The 16,572-nt window shown below is 46.5% G+C and carries 20 protein-coding genes; 10 read left to right on the top strand and 10 right to left on the bottom strand.

Annotated elements, in window-relative coordinates:
* The 8 genes from gnd to ylqF all read right to left on the bottom strand — a co-directional run bounded on the left by gnd (position 1) and on the right by ylqF (position 5,776).
* Positions 1 to 1,461 carry a decarboxylating NADP(+)-dependent phosphogluconate dehydrogenase gene (gnd, locus tag Q7C_RS07650; RefSeq protein WP_014704163.1) on the bottom strand — a complete coding sequence of 487 codons (1,461 nt, stop codon included), beginning with the start codon at positions 1,459 to 1,461 and terminating at the stop codon, positions 1 to 3.
* Positions 1,458 to 2,414 (bottom strand): nucleotidyltransferase domain-containing protein, encoded by a 957-nt coding sequence (locus Q7C_RS07655; RefSeq protein WP_014704164.1) that lies wholly within the window; start codon positions 2,412 to 2,414, stop codon positions 1,458 to 1,460. The genes gnd and Q7C_RS07655 overlap by 4 nt, the downstream gene beginning before the upstream one ends.
* Positions 2,415 to 2,448: 34 nt before the next feature.
* Positions 2,449 to 3,216 (bottom strand): peptidase, encoded by a 768-nt coding sequence (locus Q7C_RS07660; protein WP_151194746.1) that lies wholly within the window; start codon positions 3,214 to 3,216, stop codon positions 2,449 to 2,451.
* A 271-nt stretch (positions 3,217 to 3,487) separates the two neighbouring features.
* Positions 3,488 to 3,715, bottom strand: coding sequence for a hypothetical protein (locus tag Q7C_RS07665; RefSeq protein ID WP_014704166.1), 228 nt, complete (start codon positions 3,713 to 3,715; stop codon positions 3,488 to 3,490).
* Positions 3,716 to 3,725: 10 nt separating this feature from the next.
* Positions 3,726 to 3,983, bottom strand: coding sequence for a hypothetical protein (locus Q7C_RS07670; RefSeq protein WP_041366666.1), 258 nt, complete (start codon positions 3,981 to 3,983; stop codon positions 3,726 to 3,728).
* A gap of 2 nt (positions 3,984 to 3,985) precedes the next feature.
* On the bottom strand, positions 3,986 to 4,171 hold the full coding sequence (locus tag Q7C_RS07675; RefSeq protein WP_014704168.1) for a hypothetical protein: 186 nt from the start codon (positions 4,169 to 4,171) through the stop codon (positions 3,986 to 3,988).
* 113 nt (positions 4,172 to 4,284) lie between these two features.
* Entirely contained in the window at positions 4,285 to 4,800 is a 516-nt protein-coding gene (locus Q7C_RS07680; protein ID WP_014704169.1) for a Slp family lipoprotein, read from the bottom strand.
* Between the two features lie 52 nt (positions 4,801 to 4,852).
* Positions 4,853 to 5,776: a ribosome biogenesis GTPase YlqF gene (gene ylqF, locus Q7C_RS07685; protein WP_014704170.1), complete on the bottom strand. Its 924-nt coding sequence runs from the start codon at positions 5,774 to 5,776 to the stop codon at positions 4,853 to 4,855.
* A 186-nt stretch (positions 5,777 to 5,962) separates the two neighbouring features.
* Here ylqF and Q7C_RS07690 point away from each other — a divergent pair, with 186 nt between their 5' ends.
* The 3 genes from Q7C_RS07690 to serA all read left to right on the top strand — a co-directional run bounded on the left by Q7C_RS07690 (position 5,963) and on the right by serA (position 8,151).
* Positions 5,963 to 6,355: a YbaN family protein gene (locus Q7C_RS07690; RefSeq protein WP_014704171.1), complete on the top strand. Its 393-nt coding sequence runs from the start codon at positions 5,963 to 5,965 to the stop codon at positions 6,353 to 6,355.
* Positions 6,356 to 6,412: 57 nt separating this feature from the next.
* Complete coding sequence (locus Q7C_RS07695; RefSeq protein ID WP_420795001.1) at positions 6,413 to 6,775, top strand: HopJ type III effector protein; 363 nt, start codon at positions 6,413 to 6,415, stop codon at positions 6,773 to 6,775.
* A 146-nt stretch (positions 6,776 to 6,921) separates the two neighbouring features.
* Positions 6,922 to 8,151: a phosphoglycerate dehydrogenase gene (gene serA / locus Q7C_RS07700; protein ID WP_014704173.1), complete on the top strand. Its 1,230-nt coding sequence runs from the start codon at positions 6,922 to 6,924 to the stop codon at positions 8,149 to 8,151.
* A gap of 47 nt (positions 8,152 to 8,198) precedes the next feature.
* On the opposite strand, the gene dld is transcribed toward serA, so the two are convergent.
* On the bottom strand, positions 8,199 to 9,899 hold the full coding sequence (gene dld, locus Q7C_RS07705) for a D-lactate dehydrogenase (protein WP_014704174.1): 1,701 nt from the start codon (positions 9,897 to 9,899) through the stop codon (positions 8,199 to 8,201).
* Between the two features lie 114 nt (positions 9,900 to 10,013).
* Here dld and Q7C_RS07710 point away from each other — a divergent pair, with 114 nt between their 5' ends.
* From Q7C_RS07710 to Q7C_RS07725, 4 genes are all read left to right on the top strand, one after another.
* Positions 10,014 to 10,811, top strand: a complete 798-nt coding sequence (locus Q7C_RS07710) for an undecaprenyl-diphosphate phosphatase (protein WP_014704175.1) — start codon at positions 10,014 to 10,016, stop codon at positions 10,809 to 10,811.
* Positions 10,812 to 10,897: 86 nt separating this feature from the next.
* Positions 10,898 to 11,326: a 50S ribosomal protein L13 gene (gene rplM / locus Q7C_RS07715; RefSeq protein ID WP_014704176.1), complete on the top strand. Its 429-nt coding sequence runs from the start codon at positions 10,898 to 10,900 to the stop codon at positions 11,324 to 11,326.
* 11 nt (positions 11,327 to 11,337) lie between these two features.
* On the top strand, positions 11,338 to 11,727 hold the full coding sequence (gene rpsI / locus Q7C_RS07720; RefSeq protein ID WP_014704177.1) for a 30S ribosomal protein S9: 390 nt from the start codon (positions 11,338 to 11,340) through the stop codon (positions 11,725 to 11,727).
* 112 nt (positions 11,728 to 11,839) lie between these two features.
* The gene (locus Q7C_RS07725) at positions 11,840 to 12,322 is read left to right on the top strand and encodes an acyloxyacyl hydrolase (protein WP_014704178.1); all 483 of its coding nucleotides are present in this window, start codon (positions 11,840 to 11,842) and stop codon (positions 12,320 to 12,322) included.
* Positions 12,323 to 12,333: 11 nt separating this feature from the next.
* Here Q7C_RS07725 and Q7C_RS07730 read toward each other — a convergent pair whose 3' ends face one another.
* Positions 12,334 to 13,176 carry an LpxL/LpxP family acyltransferase gene (locus tag Q7C_RS07730; RefSeq protein WP_238532297.1) on the bottom strand — a complete coding sequence of 281 codons (843 nt, stop codon included), beginning with the start codon at positions 13,174 to 13,176 and terminating at the stop codon, positions 12,334 to 12,336.
* Positions 13,177 to 13,323: 147 nt separating this feature from the next.
* Between Q7C_RS07730 and waaA the strand changes: the two genes are divergently transcribed.
* The 3 genes from waaA to mltF all read left to right on the top strand — a co-directional run bounded on the left by waaA (position 13,324) and on the right by mltF (position 16,538).
* A complete protein-coding gene (gene waaA, locus Q7C_RS07735; protein WP_014704180.1) occupies positions 13,324 to 14,598 on the top strand; it encodes a lipid IV(A) 3-deoxy-D-manno-octulosonic acid transferase in 1,275 nt (424 codons plus the stop codon).
* Positions 14,588 to 15,037, top strand: a complete 450-nt coding sequence (gene tadA / locus Q7C_RS07740) for a tRNA adenosine(34) deaminase TadA (RefSeq protein ID WP_041366667.1) — start codon at positions 14,588 to 14,590, stop codon at positions 15,035 to 15,037. The genes waaA and tadA overlap by 11 nt, the downstream gene beginning before the upstream one ends.
* Positions 15,038 to 15,122: 85 nt before the next feature.
* Positions 15,123 to 16,538, top strand: coding sequence for a membrane-bound lytic murein transglycosylase MltF (mltF, locus tag Q7C_RS07745; RefSeq protein WP_014704182.1), 1,416 nt, complete (start codon positions 15,123 to 15,125; stop codon positions 16,536 to 16,538).
* Positions 16,539 to 16,572 lie beyond the last annotated feature (34 nt).

A 16,572-nucleotide genomic window follows, 5' to 3' on the forward strand; every position in this document is an offset into this window, starting at 1 on the left:
TTACACATCGTAGGTTGAGGCAGACACATCTCCGCCACGTCCTGTCCAGTTGGTGTGGAAAAATTCGCCACGTGGCTTGTCCAGACGCTCATAAGTGTGCGCCCCAAAATAATCACGCTGTGCTTGCAACAGGTTTGCCGGTAAGCGAGCACTACGATAACCATCATAAAAAGACAAGGCACTCGAGAAGCTGGGTACCGGTACCCCAAGGCTAATCGCGGTACCAACCGCTTTACGCCAACCTGGTAAGGCTTCCGTAATTGCGTTGATAAAGAAATCATCCATCAACAGATTTTGCAAAGAGGGATCGCGATCAAACGCATCCCGAATATTACTGAGGAAACGGCTGCGAATAATACAACCACCACGCCACATCAACGCGATGCCACCATAATTCAGCTCCCACCCATAGGTTGCAGCAGCTTCACGCATTAACATGTAGCCTTGGGCATAAGAAATAATTTTCGAGGCATATAAGGCATCTCGAATGGCATCCACCATTTCTTGGGTATCACCTTCAAACTTGGCTGCCAAAGCAGGAAGTTTTTCCGAGGCGGCGACACGCTCTTCTTTCTGTGCAGACAAGCACCGTGCAAAAACGGCCTCACCAATCAAGGTCAGTGGAATACCCAGATCCAAGGCATTCATACCCGTCCATTTGCCCGTCCCTTTCTGACCGGCAGTGTCTAAAATGTGGTCAATCAGCAAACTGCCATCCGGCTCTTTAACCGTCAGGATATCCCGGGTAATTTCGATAAGATAAGAGTCCAAGACACCGGTATTCCACTCTGCAAAGACCTGTTGAATCTCATCACCTGACATGCCGAGACCTTCGCGCATCATCTGGTAGGCTTCGCAAATTAATTGCATATCGCCATATTCAATACCGTTATGTACCATTTTGACATAATGACCAGCACCGTCATTACCAACCCAATCACAACAAGGTTCACCGTCAACCTGTGCAGCAATAGACTGGAAAATCGGTTTAATTGCGGGCCAGGCCGCATTATTGCCACCCGGCATCAAGGAAGGCCCAAACCGAGCACCTTCTTCACCGCCTGAAACACCACTACCAATGAATAAAATGCCTTTTTTGTGTAGCTCATGGGTGCGCCGATCACTGTCATTGAATAACGAATTACCGCCATCAATAATAATATCGCCTTTGTCGAGGTAAGGAACGAGTTGCTCAATAAACTGATCCACAACAGGACCAGCCTTCACCATCAACATCACCCGGCGTGGCGCTTTCAGCGTTTCCACGAAACTTTTCAGGTCATGACAACCGATAATATTGGTGTCTTTGGCCGGTCCGTTAATAAACTCATCAACCTTGCTGGTTGTCCGGTTATAAACTGCTACTGTGAAGCCCTTATCATTCATGTTTAATACAAGGTTCTGCCCCATGACGGCCAGACCAACCAGGCCAATATCAGCCTTTTTCTCCATTACTGTCATAATTTCGTTATCACCTTTATATATTCACCATCGGCTTCGCGCGATGACCCCACAACAATCCGGCAGTTTCCCGCATTGTCACACTCCACCGCTCCCGCCACCTCAATTATCTCTCCAGCAAACGCTTGTCCAACATACGTATGCGTAAAACATATCACCTCCGGTGTTCTGGGGTGATCAACGCTGTAACGGGCCGGAAAATCAAATGCATTTTGATCATCAATCACCCGGGCCCGAGTCACCTGGCTGCCACACTTCATGAAATGCCGATGTTCCGGCTCCAGTTCTGACTCAAAACAGACCATGCCAATATCAAACTTGCTGCCGTCCAGCATGGCTTTATTAAATTTGCGCTGCTCATGCCAGGCGAAATCATCAAAGTTTAATGAACTTTGTCGTCGCTCATAATTAGCGTGCATCAATGTCTCATCCAAGAGCTTTAGCGTACCGTTTGCCACGCTCTCTTTCACCACCTGTCTGACTTGGTGAAAGTTGTCTCTACCATAAACCACAAAATCAATATCAGAATCCGGGCCATGATTATCGATCAACACGGAACCCGTTACACCCAATTTGTCTGACGCAATACCCGCCGCACAAAATAGTGCCGTCAATCGTTGCAGTTTATCAGTCAATTGGTCTTGAGACAGCATTGTCATCAATTCGGCAAGTTTACTTTCAGGTCGATAATGCCGGACGACATTGTCCGGTCTAACGGCATGAAAAGCCGCATCAAACTGCGCAGATTGATACAGATAGTCAGGATAGTGTCTTTCCAGCAATCGATTTGCCGTGTCTGTATCGACTTTCTGCCAACGTCCATCTTGCTTAACATATCGCAAAAAACAACCAATATGCTGCTGATGGGGATGATAGGAAATGACCGCAAACACCAGCCCTTCATCGGTTTCGATGAAATCTTTGGGCAAATACGGAAAGTCGGTCTGACGCAAAATTTCCTCCTCAATACCGACATCATGACACAATTTAGCGGCGCTGAAACTTACCTGCTAATCCAAACATACCATGGAAGGCAATGACGATTAGCAAGAGCAGCCATACATCAATGAAAAATCTGGCAATACCATTGAACAATTGCCCCGTATGCAAGTCGGTGAGCACGCGATTAATCGGAATACCATCACCGTACAATTGAACTTCCATCGCTTTACGACTGGCTGAAGACATGGTTTCAGGCTGACTCCAACTGACCCCTTGTAAAGACATCAACTCCCACTGATCGAGAAGAAAGTTACCGCGCCACATGCCCGTGTAGGTCTGCAGCACCGGTTCGCTGTAATGCACCCCAATATTTTGGATTTGTGGCGGAATACCGGCAGCAGCGCCAAGCGTATCCAGATACTCGCCTTCTTTATTAAGCAAGATCAATGCATCATCTGTTGCCAGCACGAGCAGATCTTCCAACGCGACAGCACCGACCAGTGGTCTGGGTAAATTCAATAAGGGCTGCGCATTGACGTAGAGCTTTTCATTAACGCCGACAATGACGTGCCCCGCCAAGACATAGGCTTTATCTGCCTGCAGTTCACCCACCTGATAATGCTGCTTGAGCCAGGCAGTGCTGATTTTCACTTTGTCGAGACCAAGGAAACTCTGATGGTTTAACAGAATCGCACTACCCAGCCAGAACACGATCAGCAGGCCAGTCATTAAAAGCAGCAACCACTTGAGCAGCGATGAAGCCAATATTTTCATTAGGGCGTTAGATGTTAAGGCTTGTTGTTGAACAGCCATTTTACCGAATCTGGAGAGAAAAGACAGGAAACAGAGCACCGTTTTACTATACAAAAACGCCATATTCTGTTCCGTCACTGTGCTCAATTGCCTAGCCTTATTTAATACATGCAAACCCAGTCTGCTCAATTATCAGCGTTACATGCGCCCCCAAACGCGTCAATCGAAGTAGATAATCGCTCGGCTTTCGAGACAACATTAGGCTTACGCCCAGCTGATCAGACGTGCCGGTTGGAGCGGTTACAGCAAAACAGCCGGCACGAAGGAATCATTACATGACGTACTGTGCCGGCTGATGGGTGGTGGCCACTTCACGTTGCCGTAGACTGAACATGGCCTTGCTGATATCAATGGCATAGTTGGCAAATTGTTGTTCTGACATTCGCAATGTTAACGCACCCATATTCAGGTGAACCATTTGACAATCGGCACAATACTGCACCTCACAACCCGGTGAACTAAAAATTGTTTCCGGACGACAACTATTCGTTGCAGCCATTCATTTCTCCTTACAAGGACATTTCATAGGTTTCGCAATTGAGTCGCGATCCCCGATGTAATTGATAACTCAACCACCAGCGTCGAGAAAGTGACTGCCACAACCGTTGTTTTAACGGATGCGCATCCATTTCGGTCAATAACCGGTAGTTACGTGAAATTTGTAATGCCAGACAGGCACTGGCTTGTTGGCGGTAGCGTGTTTCCAATTCTGTTATGGCTGCCTGCATCACTTCACAGCTCCATGCTGGCTCGTTTAACACCGACATGATTACATCTCGGTGCGGCGTGCAGCAGCAGAAAGCAACATACTCCAGACACTTCGTTTAGAAGAAGCATCTAAGCAATTAAAATCAGCGGCGTGCAGCTTACCTTGACGGATAAGCGCCTCTAACCTATCTGGACGAAAAGCCAGGCGCACGGCCTGACGTTTACGAAATACATTTCGAAACGGCATAAGATTGACCCTCAGCGATCGGCACTCAACATGGAGATTGAGTATAGATCACCAGATAATCTAAATGCAAATCATTTTCATTTGTGAGGTAAAGACCGTTAAATTCCGGTCATTTAAGGCGAAAAAGAACCCGTACCGTAGTAACCATATCCAGCAAACGGTAAATCATGTTTTGGATTATAAGGTCTGCGTCTATCCGCATATTTTTCGGGCCAGACTTTCGCGTTTTTAAGTACCACTAACGGAACGCTTAATGTTTTCTGATCAATAGTGATATGCCTGATCGCTGACACGCTTCCGGTGACGGTAATTAAGGTATCCGGAGCATAAATGAGAGGATCCAGAAATCCGTCTGACTCGACCACAAATCGACCCGCACTGGATTGCGTGGTAAGGGGTTTGCCATCAGGACTTAATGGAAACGCCACAATAGTCAGTGTTGCACCATCCGGTTTGTTGCTGATATCGACAATCACACCACCCCAAAGAATCGGGGCTTGCAAGTTACTGTCTGGTGAATTCAGCACATCATTTAATGAGATATCCTGCGCTCTGGGCTGCCAGGGATTTGCTGGTTGCATCGCACAACCAGCCAAAGCAAAACTCAGCAGTAACATCAATAATCGCATGTCCGTTTTCCTTTTAACCCGCTAAGCTCGCCCTCTAGCAGCCGAAGAAGGGTTACTTTACTTTGGCGGCACGTCTTTGCTTACGCAATGCTTTCTTTTCCGCTTTTTCTGCCCGAATTTTTACCAGTTGTGCTTGCTCTTCAAGCATCATCTCAGGGGTTTCTAAAGTGACTGGACAAATTTTTCCTGCACGGAGTTCAGTTAACATTAACTTGCTGATTCTGTCGAAATCAGCACTGCCGCCGCGCTGTAAGCAACCCCGCTTTGCCGCCATAGCAGTGATTAACAACAAATCATCATGAGAAAGCGTATCCAATAAAAATCGTTGTTTTAAGGCTTGGGGATAGGTTTTTCTTAAATAACTCACCGCATACAGCGCAATATCTATATTTTCAAAGGCGGTTTCTTTTATCGCGCCGGTTATCGCAAGCCGATACCCTGTGCCAGGGTTTTCCAAGTTTGGCCACAACATGCCTGGCGTGTCATGTAACACCAGTCGGTCACCCACTTTGATACGTTGTTGCATTTTTGTAATAGCAGGCTCGTTACCCGTTTTTGCAATGGCGCGGCCAGAGAGCAGATTTATCAACGTTGATTTCCCGACATTTGGAATCCCCATAATCAACGCTTGTATCTTTTTACTGTTTTCTGACTTGGCTGGTACCAGTTTTTCTGCAAGCTGCAGAATAAGCTGCCGACTGTCACCTTGCAGAGCGGTTATTGCCAGCGTTTTGACACCTTGATCCCGCTCCAGAAAAGTCTGCCATTGTTGGGTCAACTGCGGATCAGCCAGATCTGCCTTATTTAATATTTTCAAGCACGGCTTGCCATCGCCCAGTCTTTCAAGCAATGGGTTAGCACTACTGAAGGGAATACGGGCATCCAGCACTTCAATCACCAGATCTACTTCTGGCAGACGTTTCTTTATTTCTTGTCCGGCTTTATACATATGTCCCGGATACCACTGAATTGCCATTTTTGCCTCTTCTGTCTTATGCTTTGTCGTTATTTATTATAAGCCTATAGACACTCGGTGCCGCGAAATAGCTGTGGCAAAGCGCTTATTACTTAATTCAAACACAATCTTAATCTTGGCCCGCTATAATGCCAGCGTAAATCATCGTGTCAGAGATAACTCGCCATTGTCAGAGAAACGTCCTCCATGTTGCCAGCTCGACTGAAGCATTACTTCCTGTTCTGCTGTGGTTGGCTGTGTGTCATTCTCGGTTTAATCGGCGCACTTTTGCCTGTGGTGCCAACCACACCATTTATGATTCTGGCGCTTGCCTGTTTTGCTGAAACCTCGCCGAAATTTCATCGCATGTTGCTCAATAACCGGTGGATCGGCCCACCGCTTAAGCAGTGGGACCAAACCAGAACGGTACGTCGTCAAACCAAATTACAAGCCGTTGTAATGTTGGTAATTGCATTTAGTTTTTCGATTGGTTTCTTGTGGGGCGAATGGCTCTATCAACTGGCTTTGCTGGCTTTGGCAACGCTCATGATTGGCTTTGTACTCCACCTGAAAGAAGCCGAACCTAAATTTGAAAATTAAACTGGGTCATCCTGCAAAAAACCAGAGATGGCTCAACACCTCACTCTATTTTGATTATTGCGTGGAGCAGAAATAATGGAACTCACTACCTACCTCAGTCTTCTTGAAACCCAGCCTGAGCGCATTCGTTTTACAGATACGATGGCGGTCATTGACGCTAATTATGATTTCACACCGACCGCCTTTAAAAATGCAGGCTTGGAAAACCAGGCTGGTGAAAATAACGGATCTTGTAAAATTTTCGCTTTTGGTCTGTTACAAGATCTTAATGAGGCACAAACGTTAGCTTGTTTTGGAGACTACTACCGAAAAGAGGTGTTGTTACAACCACAAGGCAGTGATCATCAAAACATCCGGCATTTTTTAAAACATGGCTGGGATGGCATCAGCTTTGCCGCTGAACCCCTAACAAAAAAATAAGGTGTTCTCGCATAAGCAGTGAAAATTATTTCGCTCTGACACCACAAAAAAACGGTTAGCACTATCCATGTTTTACTCAAAAGATAACGCTTCGTGTTAGAATTCTGGCATTTTTTCGCCCACCACTTAAACACAGATATCACGCAATGGAATTACAACCTTATAAGAAGTCCGAAACACGCTTTTTGCTGTTGGAAGGCGTGCATAGAAATGCGGTTGAAGCCCTTGAAAAGGCCGGATACACCAATATTGAATATATTTCTCATGCCCTTGATGAAGCGGCATTGATTGAAAAAATCAAAGGGGCGCGTTTTGTCGGCATCCGCTCAAGAACCCAGTTAACCGAAAAGGTTATTAATGCAGCAGACCGATTGACCGCCATTGGCTGTTTTTGTATTGGCACAAACCAGGTGGATTTGGAAGCCGCAAAAATGCGCGGTATCCCCGTATTTAATGCGCCATATTCCAATACCCGTTCTGTTGCAGAGTTAGTGATCGGTCAGTTGATACTGATGCTCAGAGGTATTCCGGAAAAAAGCTGGCATGTTCACAACGGCACCTGGCCAAAAACAGCAGCTAATGCCTATGAAGCTCGCGGTAAAACCCTCGGCATCGTTGGCTATGGCAGCATTGGTTCACAACTGTCTGTACTCGCCGAAGGGCTTGGTATGAATGTCATTTATTACGATGTGGTGACCAAGCTGCCGCTAGGTAATGCCAGCCAGATTGACAGCATGGACGAACTGCTGCGCACATCAGATGTTGTCTCGCTGCATGTGCCTGAACTTGAGTCAACCAAAAATATGATGACCAAGGTCGAATTTAACAAAATGAAGTCTGGTGCCATTTTCATCAATGCCGCCCGAGGTACCTGTGTCAAAATTGAAGATCTGGTCACCGCGCTGGATGAAAAACGCTTATCTGGCGCCGCCATTGATGTTTTTCCATCTGAACCAAAATCGAACGAAGAGCCATTAGAATCGCCACTTCGTGGTTACCCGAACGTTATTCTGACCCCACATATCGGGGGGTCAACCGTTGAAGCGCAGGCAAATATTGGTTTGGAAGTCGCAGACAAGTTTGTTCAATTTGCACAAAGTGGCACCACGGTATCGGCCGTCAATTTCCCGCAAATTGCGTTGACGGCCAGACCCAATACACATCGTTTGCTGCATATCCATCATAATCAGCCCGGCGTGCTCTCCAATGTCAACCGGCTGTTTGCCGAGCATGATATTAATATTCTGGCGCAAAGCATGACAACCAAGGATGAAATTGGTTATTTGCTGATTGATGTTGCCGAGTTTGATTCCACCCTGGCCTATGAGCATTTGCAAAGCGTTGAAGGCACCATTCGTCTCAGAGTTCTATATTAACGGCGTAGCCTGTCTTTACCATCTTGATGGTAAAGACAGGCATCTCATTATTCTGACCAGTGCTTGTTCTTGCTGGTTTTGCCTATCCCGGGATTAAATCCATTGGTGGGATCCAGTTTTCTGTAAAAAGTCTTTAACGCTGGCTTGGCATGATACTCATGCCCTACATTGTGTTCAGCGGGATATTCCGCGCCGCGGGCATCAAAAAATGCCAATAGCTGTTGTTTAAGCGCTTTGGCATCAACGCCTTTTTTCAAAATGTAATTTTGATGCATGACATGACAGAACAAGTGGCCAAGATATAATTTAGCTTCCAGTTTATCTTCAATCTCTTGCGGCAAAACTTCCAGCCATTGCTGTTCATTACGCTTTAAGGCCACATCAACCGTCATCATCGGGCCAAACTGTTTGCGTTTAATCGTGTGATAACGGCCAACCGCGCCACCAGCAACGAACCGATGCAAAATCGCTTTCTCGCCCTCGGCAGGCGTACATTCAAAATAGTCACCTTCATGCGACGCAAAAAAAGTCGATAAATACTGCCGGGCTTCTTCCACCCCGTCGTCATTCATTTCCAGAATCCAGTGATGTGCAAACCGCTCACGAAACGCATCCATTTTTTTGGGCAAATGATTTGGCCAGAGATAACTCAGGTACTGCATAAGGTGGTCAGATAATTTAGCCGGCAAAAATTTAAAATTGCCGGCAATGCGATCTACCGTGCGTTTAAGCGAAAACAGTTTCGGAATGTACTTTGAACCCAGTTTATCAATAACCAAAAACGTGTCTTTGCCATACTTTTTACAAACATCGTAATACTCACGGCTCAGATATTCTCCAGAAACAGGCAAGTTATCAAACTCAGACAAGATGTCACGTCGCATTTTTGCCAGCACCGTACTGTCATTGGTACCGATATAAAACACCTGTTGCTTTTTCGCGATCGGATAGGTGTCCAGCCGTACCGCAAATACGGCGAGCTTGCCGGCACAACCCGATGCCTCATGCAACCGCCGACCATCATTGTTAAATCGGGCTGGCGTTTCTTCGTCTACTTGTCTGACCCGATGGTGATATTCATCATCTGACGCCCGTTTATCGGGATAATGAATATCTGTCTGGCGATAATTTTGTTGCTCCAGATTGGTCAGCATTGCTTCTGGCGTTTCGCCCAGATCAATTCCTAAATGATTAACCAGTGATAAGGTGCCATCCGCCGCAATCTGCGCATACAATGACAGCTCGGTATAAGCGGGACCACGTTGCACCAGAGCGCCGCCGGAATTATTACAAATACCACCGACAATGGATGCCCCTATACAAGAGGAACCTATCACCGAATGCGGCTCTCGGCCATAGGGCGCCAATACGGTTTCCAGTCCAAACAAGGTACTACCTGCCAAACCAATGATCTGTTTCGCATTATCAATCAGCTGAATTTGATCAATGCGCATAGTATTAATAATGACGATTGGTCGATCATACTGATTACCATCCGGTGTGGAACCGCCAGTCAAACCGGTATTCGCCGCCTGCATGATGACAATCACATCAGCAGCAACACACTGCTGCAACAATTGCCATACCTGTAGCAAGGTCGCCGGTCTGGCTACCGCTAACGCTTCACCCTCTCCAAAGCGAAAGCCCTTGCAATAAGGTTGAATTTTGGCAGGTGCTGTCAACACATAACGTTTGCCAACAATACTTTTTAAAGACGCTAATAATGGCTCGTGCTCTGGGTTTATCATCTTTGGTTTCTATTGATTTGTCAGGTTATCCACGACACTATTCTATCACGACGATGTAGAATGCCATCTGGTTCGCTTCAAGACACACCAGATCGTTAAGTCAGGATATTACGCATGCCCTTTCTGCACATTTTGCTGTTGGCTCTGCTTCAGGGCATGACGGAGTTTTTACCTATTTCCAGCTCAGCACACCTCATTTTGTTGCCGATGCTGGCCGATTGGCAAGATCAAGGCTTGGCCTTTGATGTTGCCGTGCATGTCGGTACGCTCAGCGCCATTGTTTTTTATTTTCGCGGTCAGCTGAAAAGCCTCATCCTGGATTGGACAAACTCAGTTCTTAAACAACGGCATATTGGTGATAGCCGCTTAGCATGGGCGGTGGGCATCGCGACCATTCCCGTTGGCATTGCCGGACTTTTTTTTAACGATGCCATCGAGTTTATGTTACGCAACCCTTTAGTCATCGCAACCACCACCATCGTCTTTGGCATCTTACTGGGACTGGCTGACTGGTGGGGTAAACGACGCCGTGATGAACACCAATTACGATGGCTTGATATCATCATTATTGGCTGTGCCCAAGCACTAGCTCTTATTCCTGGTACATCCCGCAGCGGCATCACTATGACGGCGGGTCTCATGCTGGGTCTGACACGTCAGGCGGCGGCCCGGTTTTCTTTTTTATTGTCTATTCCGGTCATCCTTCTGGCTGGCGGCCTAAAAACTGTTCAATTGGTCGTTGCGGATAGTCCAACAGATTGGATGGTTTTGTTCAGTGGCGCCCTGTTTTCAGCAATCAGTGCCTATTTATGTGTGGTCATTTTTATGAAAATGCTGGATCATATCGGTATGTGGCCTTTTGTCGTTTATCGACTGATTCTTGGCGGCGTGCTGTTCTGGTTATTTCTATGATAGCTGTTGACAGACTGGGATTGTGTCCGTAATATTCTCCCTCTTTATTTAGACCGCCTGCGTATTTTTCTGGAGCAACCTGCGGAATGAAAACCATAAGTGCAAAACCAGCCGAAGTTCGTCGTGACTGGTTCGTTATTGACGCGACCGGCAAAACGCTGGGTCGTATGGCAACCGAAATCGCCCGCCGTCTGCGTGGCAAACATAAAGCGATCTATACGCCGCATGTCGATACTGGTGACTATATCGTTGTAATCAATGCTGAAAAACTGCGTGTTTCTGGTAATAAAATGCAAGATAAAATTTATTATCATCACACTGGTCACATCGGCGGCATTAAATCAATTTCTCTGGCAAAACAGCTGGACAAAGCACCAGAGCGTGTTATCCAGACAGCGGTTAAAGGCATGTTGCCGAAAAATCCGCTGGGTCGTGCCATGTTCAGCAAGCTTAAAGTTTATGCTGGCGAAGCACACCCTCATGTTGCCCAACAACCTAAAATGCTGGAAATTTAACGGATATCCCCATGGCAGATTTATATTACGCAACCGGCCGTCGCAAAAGCTCAACAGCGCGTGTTTTCCTGAAACCAGGCAGCGGTAACATCACTATCAATACCCGTAGTCTTGAAGACTATTTTGGTCGTGAAACATCTCGCATGGTCGTTCGCCAACCACTTGAATTGGTTGAAATGCTCGACAAGGTTGACTTGAAAATCACCGTTCGTGGTGGTGGTAATAATGGTCAAGCCGGTGCTATCCGTCATGGTATTAGCCGGGCACTGGTTGAGCTTGATAATGAATTGAAAACTGACTTGCGCAAAGCTGGCTTCATTACACGTGATGCGCGTGCCGTCGAACGTAAAAAAATCGGTCTTCACAAAGCACGCAAGAGACCACAATTTTCCAAACGTTAATTGTTGGTATCATTCACAGCTTTTCAAAGCCACCTTCGGGTGGCTTTTTTTTGCTCTTTAAAAAAAAGTGTGATAAATAGATTACAAAAACTTATTTGTCAGAGGATCGCTTATGTCACGTATCTCAGTCTTATCCTTTGCCGTCTTATTGTTTGTTTTTGTCACACCAACTCGCGCTGAAGACGCCCCGGAGTTTGTCCTGTCTGGTGGTGCTTTTGAAGCTTTTGCAACCCAACGCAGTGCCGAATTCGGTTTGGCTTATCGTTTTAGCCCGAGAAAATGGTCGTTAATTCCAGAAATCGGTTTGTCTGCAAATAGCGATGGCGGCTATTGGGCGCATCTGGGGCTGCGTTATGATTTACAACTGAATCAAAAGTGGCTAATAACACCACAACTGGCCCTCGTCGGGTATGAAAATGGCGGCGGTGAAGATCTGGGCAGTGGGTTACTTTTTCGGAGTGGGATAGAACTGGGTTATCGCCTGACATCAGGATCAAAGTTAGCGATAACGCTTTATCACTTATCTAACGCCGGGTTATCGGGAAATAATCCAGGTTCAGAGTCAGTGATTCTTAGTTACAGTTTTACCCGCTGATCCATGCAAATTTATTTATAAAGTTGGCCGCGCCCTTCTGGCTGTGTTTTAAACCGTCGGTGAACCCATAAGTATTGTTCAGGAGCCAGTTTGACTTGCTGCTCTACCCAATCGTTTATGCGTTGTGCATCAGCCAACTCATCATCGCTGGGAAAGTTGTCCAAGGCGGGACCAATATCAATCTGATAGCGGCCATTGGCCAAACGTCTCGGCACATAGGGCACCACCGCTGCACCACTCATTTTTGCAATCCGTGCTGTCGCCGGAATGGTCGCCGCTTTAACACCAAAAAAAGTGGCAAACACGCTGGTTCGCCGACCAAAATCCTGATCGGGCGCATACCAAACCACCTTGTTTTTTCTTAGAGCACGTAACATACCGCGCATATCTGCTTGTAATATGGTGCCTTCACTATGGTATTTTCGATATTTGAGCATGACTGCATTGAACAATGGACTTTTCAGTTCTCTGAACATGATGTAAGCAGGTTGTTTGAGGAGGATTAAGCGCCCTCCTAACTCCATACTGGTAAAGTGACCTGTCAGTAACAATACACCTTTGCCCTTAGCTAACGCTTCTTGTAAATGCTGTAAACCATGATAATCAACACGCTTTGCGAGCGCCTCATCACTCCCCCACCAGCTTAATGCCGTCTCAATTGGCATCATGCCCATGGTTTGCATCGTTTTATGCAATAGATGATGCCGTTGTTGAGGCGTCAAATCGGGAAAACATAACGCCAAGTTGCGCTTGGCAATATCAGCGCGATCTCTGGCAAACCACCACATCATTTGACCAATCACCTTTCCAGCGAATCGTTGCCCCATAACCGGCAACAATGCTGATAGACGCATTAAACTGAGTCCAATCCAGCTAAACCAGTGCCGTGGGTGCCAATAAGTGACAAACAGTGATTTCATAATGGCAGTCATCTGTAAAAACGCGCCTATGCTATCATTTCACGTCATTTCTCGCCCAACTGAAACCAATGTGAGTTGAATTTGAGGTTACTTTACACACTGCTTTTTTATCTGGCTTTGCCATTTATCCTGCTTAGATTGATCTGGCGAGGGATTAAGGCACCTGACTATTTTAAACGCTGGCCAGAACGCTTTGGTTTTGTCGCAAAGAGAAAATCACACAGTCCGCTAATTTGGGTACACGCAGTATCAGTGGGTGAAGTTGAAGCCAGTCGTCCACTCATTAATGGACTTCGTAAGCAATACCCCAATCATCAATTATTGATTACCACGATGACGCCAACCGGCAGTGCGCGCGTCGGGCATTTGTTTGGCGATAAAGTTGAACACGTTTATTTACCCTATGATCTCCCCTTCGCCATTCGGCGTTTTTTGAAAGCAATGCACCCTGTAATGGGGATCATTATGGAAACCGAACTTTGGCCAAATTTATTACTGTCGTGCCAACAGAAAAATATCCCCTTAACGCTGGCTAATGCCCGTTTATCAGCACGTAGCGCACGAGGCTACCAGCGTTTATCAGCGTTTAGTCAGCAAGTTATTACTAGTCTGCCTTTGATAGCGACGCAAACCCAAGCTGACCGGAGCCGATTTCTTGCTCTGGGCGCAAAACCAGAAAACGTACACGCTATTGGTAACTTAAAATATGAGATTGCTTTACCGGCCAGTTTGAATGAGCAAGCAGAAGCTATTCGATCAATGTGGGGTAATCGTTCTGTTTGGATTGCAGCCAGTACGCATGATGGTGAGGAGGAAATTATTCTCAATGCAGCGAAACAAGTGCGTAGTCAATTTCCAGACTTATTATTACTGATTGTGCCAAGGCACCCAGAACGCTTTGATCGTGTTGCTGGATTATGTCGCCGGCATGGATTACATGTCTTACGTCGAAGCGAAAACAAACCGTGTACAAGCCGAACTCAGGTCATGGTAGTTGACACCATGGGTGAGTTAACTCTGTTTTACCCGACCGCCGACGTTGCCTTTATTGGCGGCAGCCTGATACCCCATGGTGGACATAACCTGCTCGAGCCAGCAGCATTGGGGCGTGCTGTCATTACGGGTCCTCATTATTTTAATTTTACCGAAATTACCGAGTTATTTCTGGCCCAGTCAGCGGCAGTTAAAGTCAAAGCCGATGCTGCGAGTTTGGCCGAAGCCGTTTGTGCTTTATTTGCAGATCCAAAACGACGTTCCGAAATGGGGGAAGCAGGACTCGAAATCATTCGGAAGAACCAAGGTGCAAGTAACCGACTACTCAATCTAGTGAAGCGACATATTCTCGATGAAGGATGATCATTACTGGATGCAGCGTGCACTGGCGTTGGCAAAACAAGCTGAGCAACATGGTGAAGTCCCGGTTGGCGCGGTCATCGTTCGTGATGATTTACTTCTAGGAGAAGGATTTAATCAACCAATCCGACTCGCTGACCCTACGGCACATGCTGAAATTATCGCCTTACGCCATGCTTGCACAGAACAAGAAAATTATCGTCTACCCGGCGCTACTATGTATGTGACTTTGGAGCCTTGTCTGATGTGTTCAGGCGCTTTGATTCATGCTCGGCTTGCACGACTCGTCATCGCTGCTCGAGAACCGAAAACAGGTGCCGCTGGCAGTCTAATTGATTGCTTTGCTTTGTCAGGTATTAATCACCGCGTTCAATGTGAATTTGGCATTTTGGCTGAACAAAGCAGTGAATTATTACGTACTTTTTTTCGTCAGCGTCGTTAAGCGCACTTTATCTATGACGATAAGACTAATCTGTTAGCATGAACTTATTAATTTTGCTTATTTTGTGCGGCTAGACTAACGAAAAATGCGCCAAATAATCCGCCTGTTAACGCTGATTTGTCTGGGTATTGCAACCGCCTGCAACGATGACAGAACCCATCTCGACCGTATTCTGGAGCGCGGAGAATTACGTGTAGCTACGCGAACCGGTTTAACCAATTATTATGAAAAAACCCCCGGAGAATTTAGTGGCTTTGAATATGAGTTGGCACAGCATTTTGCCGATACATTAGGGGTGGATCTCAACATGATCGTGCCGGCAAATCTCAGTGAAATGCTGACTATGTTGGATGATGGTCGTGCCGATATTGCTGCTGCCGGCCTGACGATGACACCGGAGCGACAACAAAAAATGCGTTTTGGTCCGGTTTATCACGAGGTAACACAACAATTAATTTATCGAAATGGGGCAAAACGACCCCGTAATATTGCTAATCTGGGCAACGGGCAACTCGAAATCATTGCTAACAGTAGCCACGAAGAACATTTAATTGCTTTGCAAAAAGAGATTCCAGACCTGAGCTGGATCCCAAATCATGATGCTGACAGTCAGGAATTGCTGGGGTTAATTGAACTGGAATTAATTGACTACACGATTACAGATTCTATCGAGTTTGCTGCGATTCAAGGTTCCTACCCAGAGTTGCGGGTGGCCTTTGATGTCTCCGACCCCCAGCCGCTTGCTTGGGGGCTGGCAAAAGGCCCGGATGTCAGTCTTTACCGTGAGGTCATGCGTTACTTCGAACAAATTGAAGAAAAAGGCTTTTTAGATAAGCTTATTGAACGCTATTACGGCCATATTCGTCGCTTTGATTATGTCGACACGAGAGCAATTCATCGTCGTATCCTAACGCACTTACCGGATTATGAATCGTGGTTTATGGAGGCGTCTAGCGTCAATAATTTTGACTGGCGATTGCTCGCCGCCATTGCCTATCAGGAGTCTCACTGGAATCCAACAGCTGTTTCCAGCACTGGGGTGAAAGGCTTGATGATGTTGACGCGAGCAACAGCAGAAGAAATGGGGGTAACCGATCGGGAAGATCCGTATCAGAGCATTATGGCCGGTTCGGCCTATTTAGATGAAATGCGAAAACGGCTGCCTGAACGAATACAAGAACCCGATCGCACTTGGCTGGCACTAGCCGCTTATAATATCGGTTTGGGTCATCTCGAAGATGCTCGCATTCTGACCCAGAAGAATGGCGGTAATCCAGATCGCTGGAGTGATATTCGTGAAAACTTGCCACTACTCGCCCAAAAGAAATGGTTTGAACAAACGCGTTACGGATATGCTAACGGCGGTGAACCTGTACGTTATGTTGCCAATATTCGTCGCTATTACGATATTTTATTGCAGCATGAAAATATCAACCCCATCCCTCCGCCAGTTATCACCCCACCGGAAGGACCAAGTCAGGCACTACCCGCTGCATTATGATGATAAAAAAACCCGCTTACGCGGGTTTTTTGTT

This window comes from Methylophaga frappieri (genome assembly GCF_000260965.1).
Taxonomy (GTDB): Bacteria; Pseudomonadota; Gammaproteobacteria; order Nitrosococcales; family Methylophagaceae; genus Methylophaga; species Methylophaga frappieri.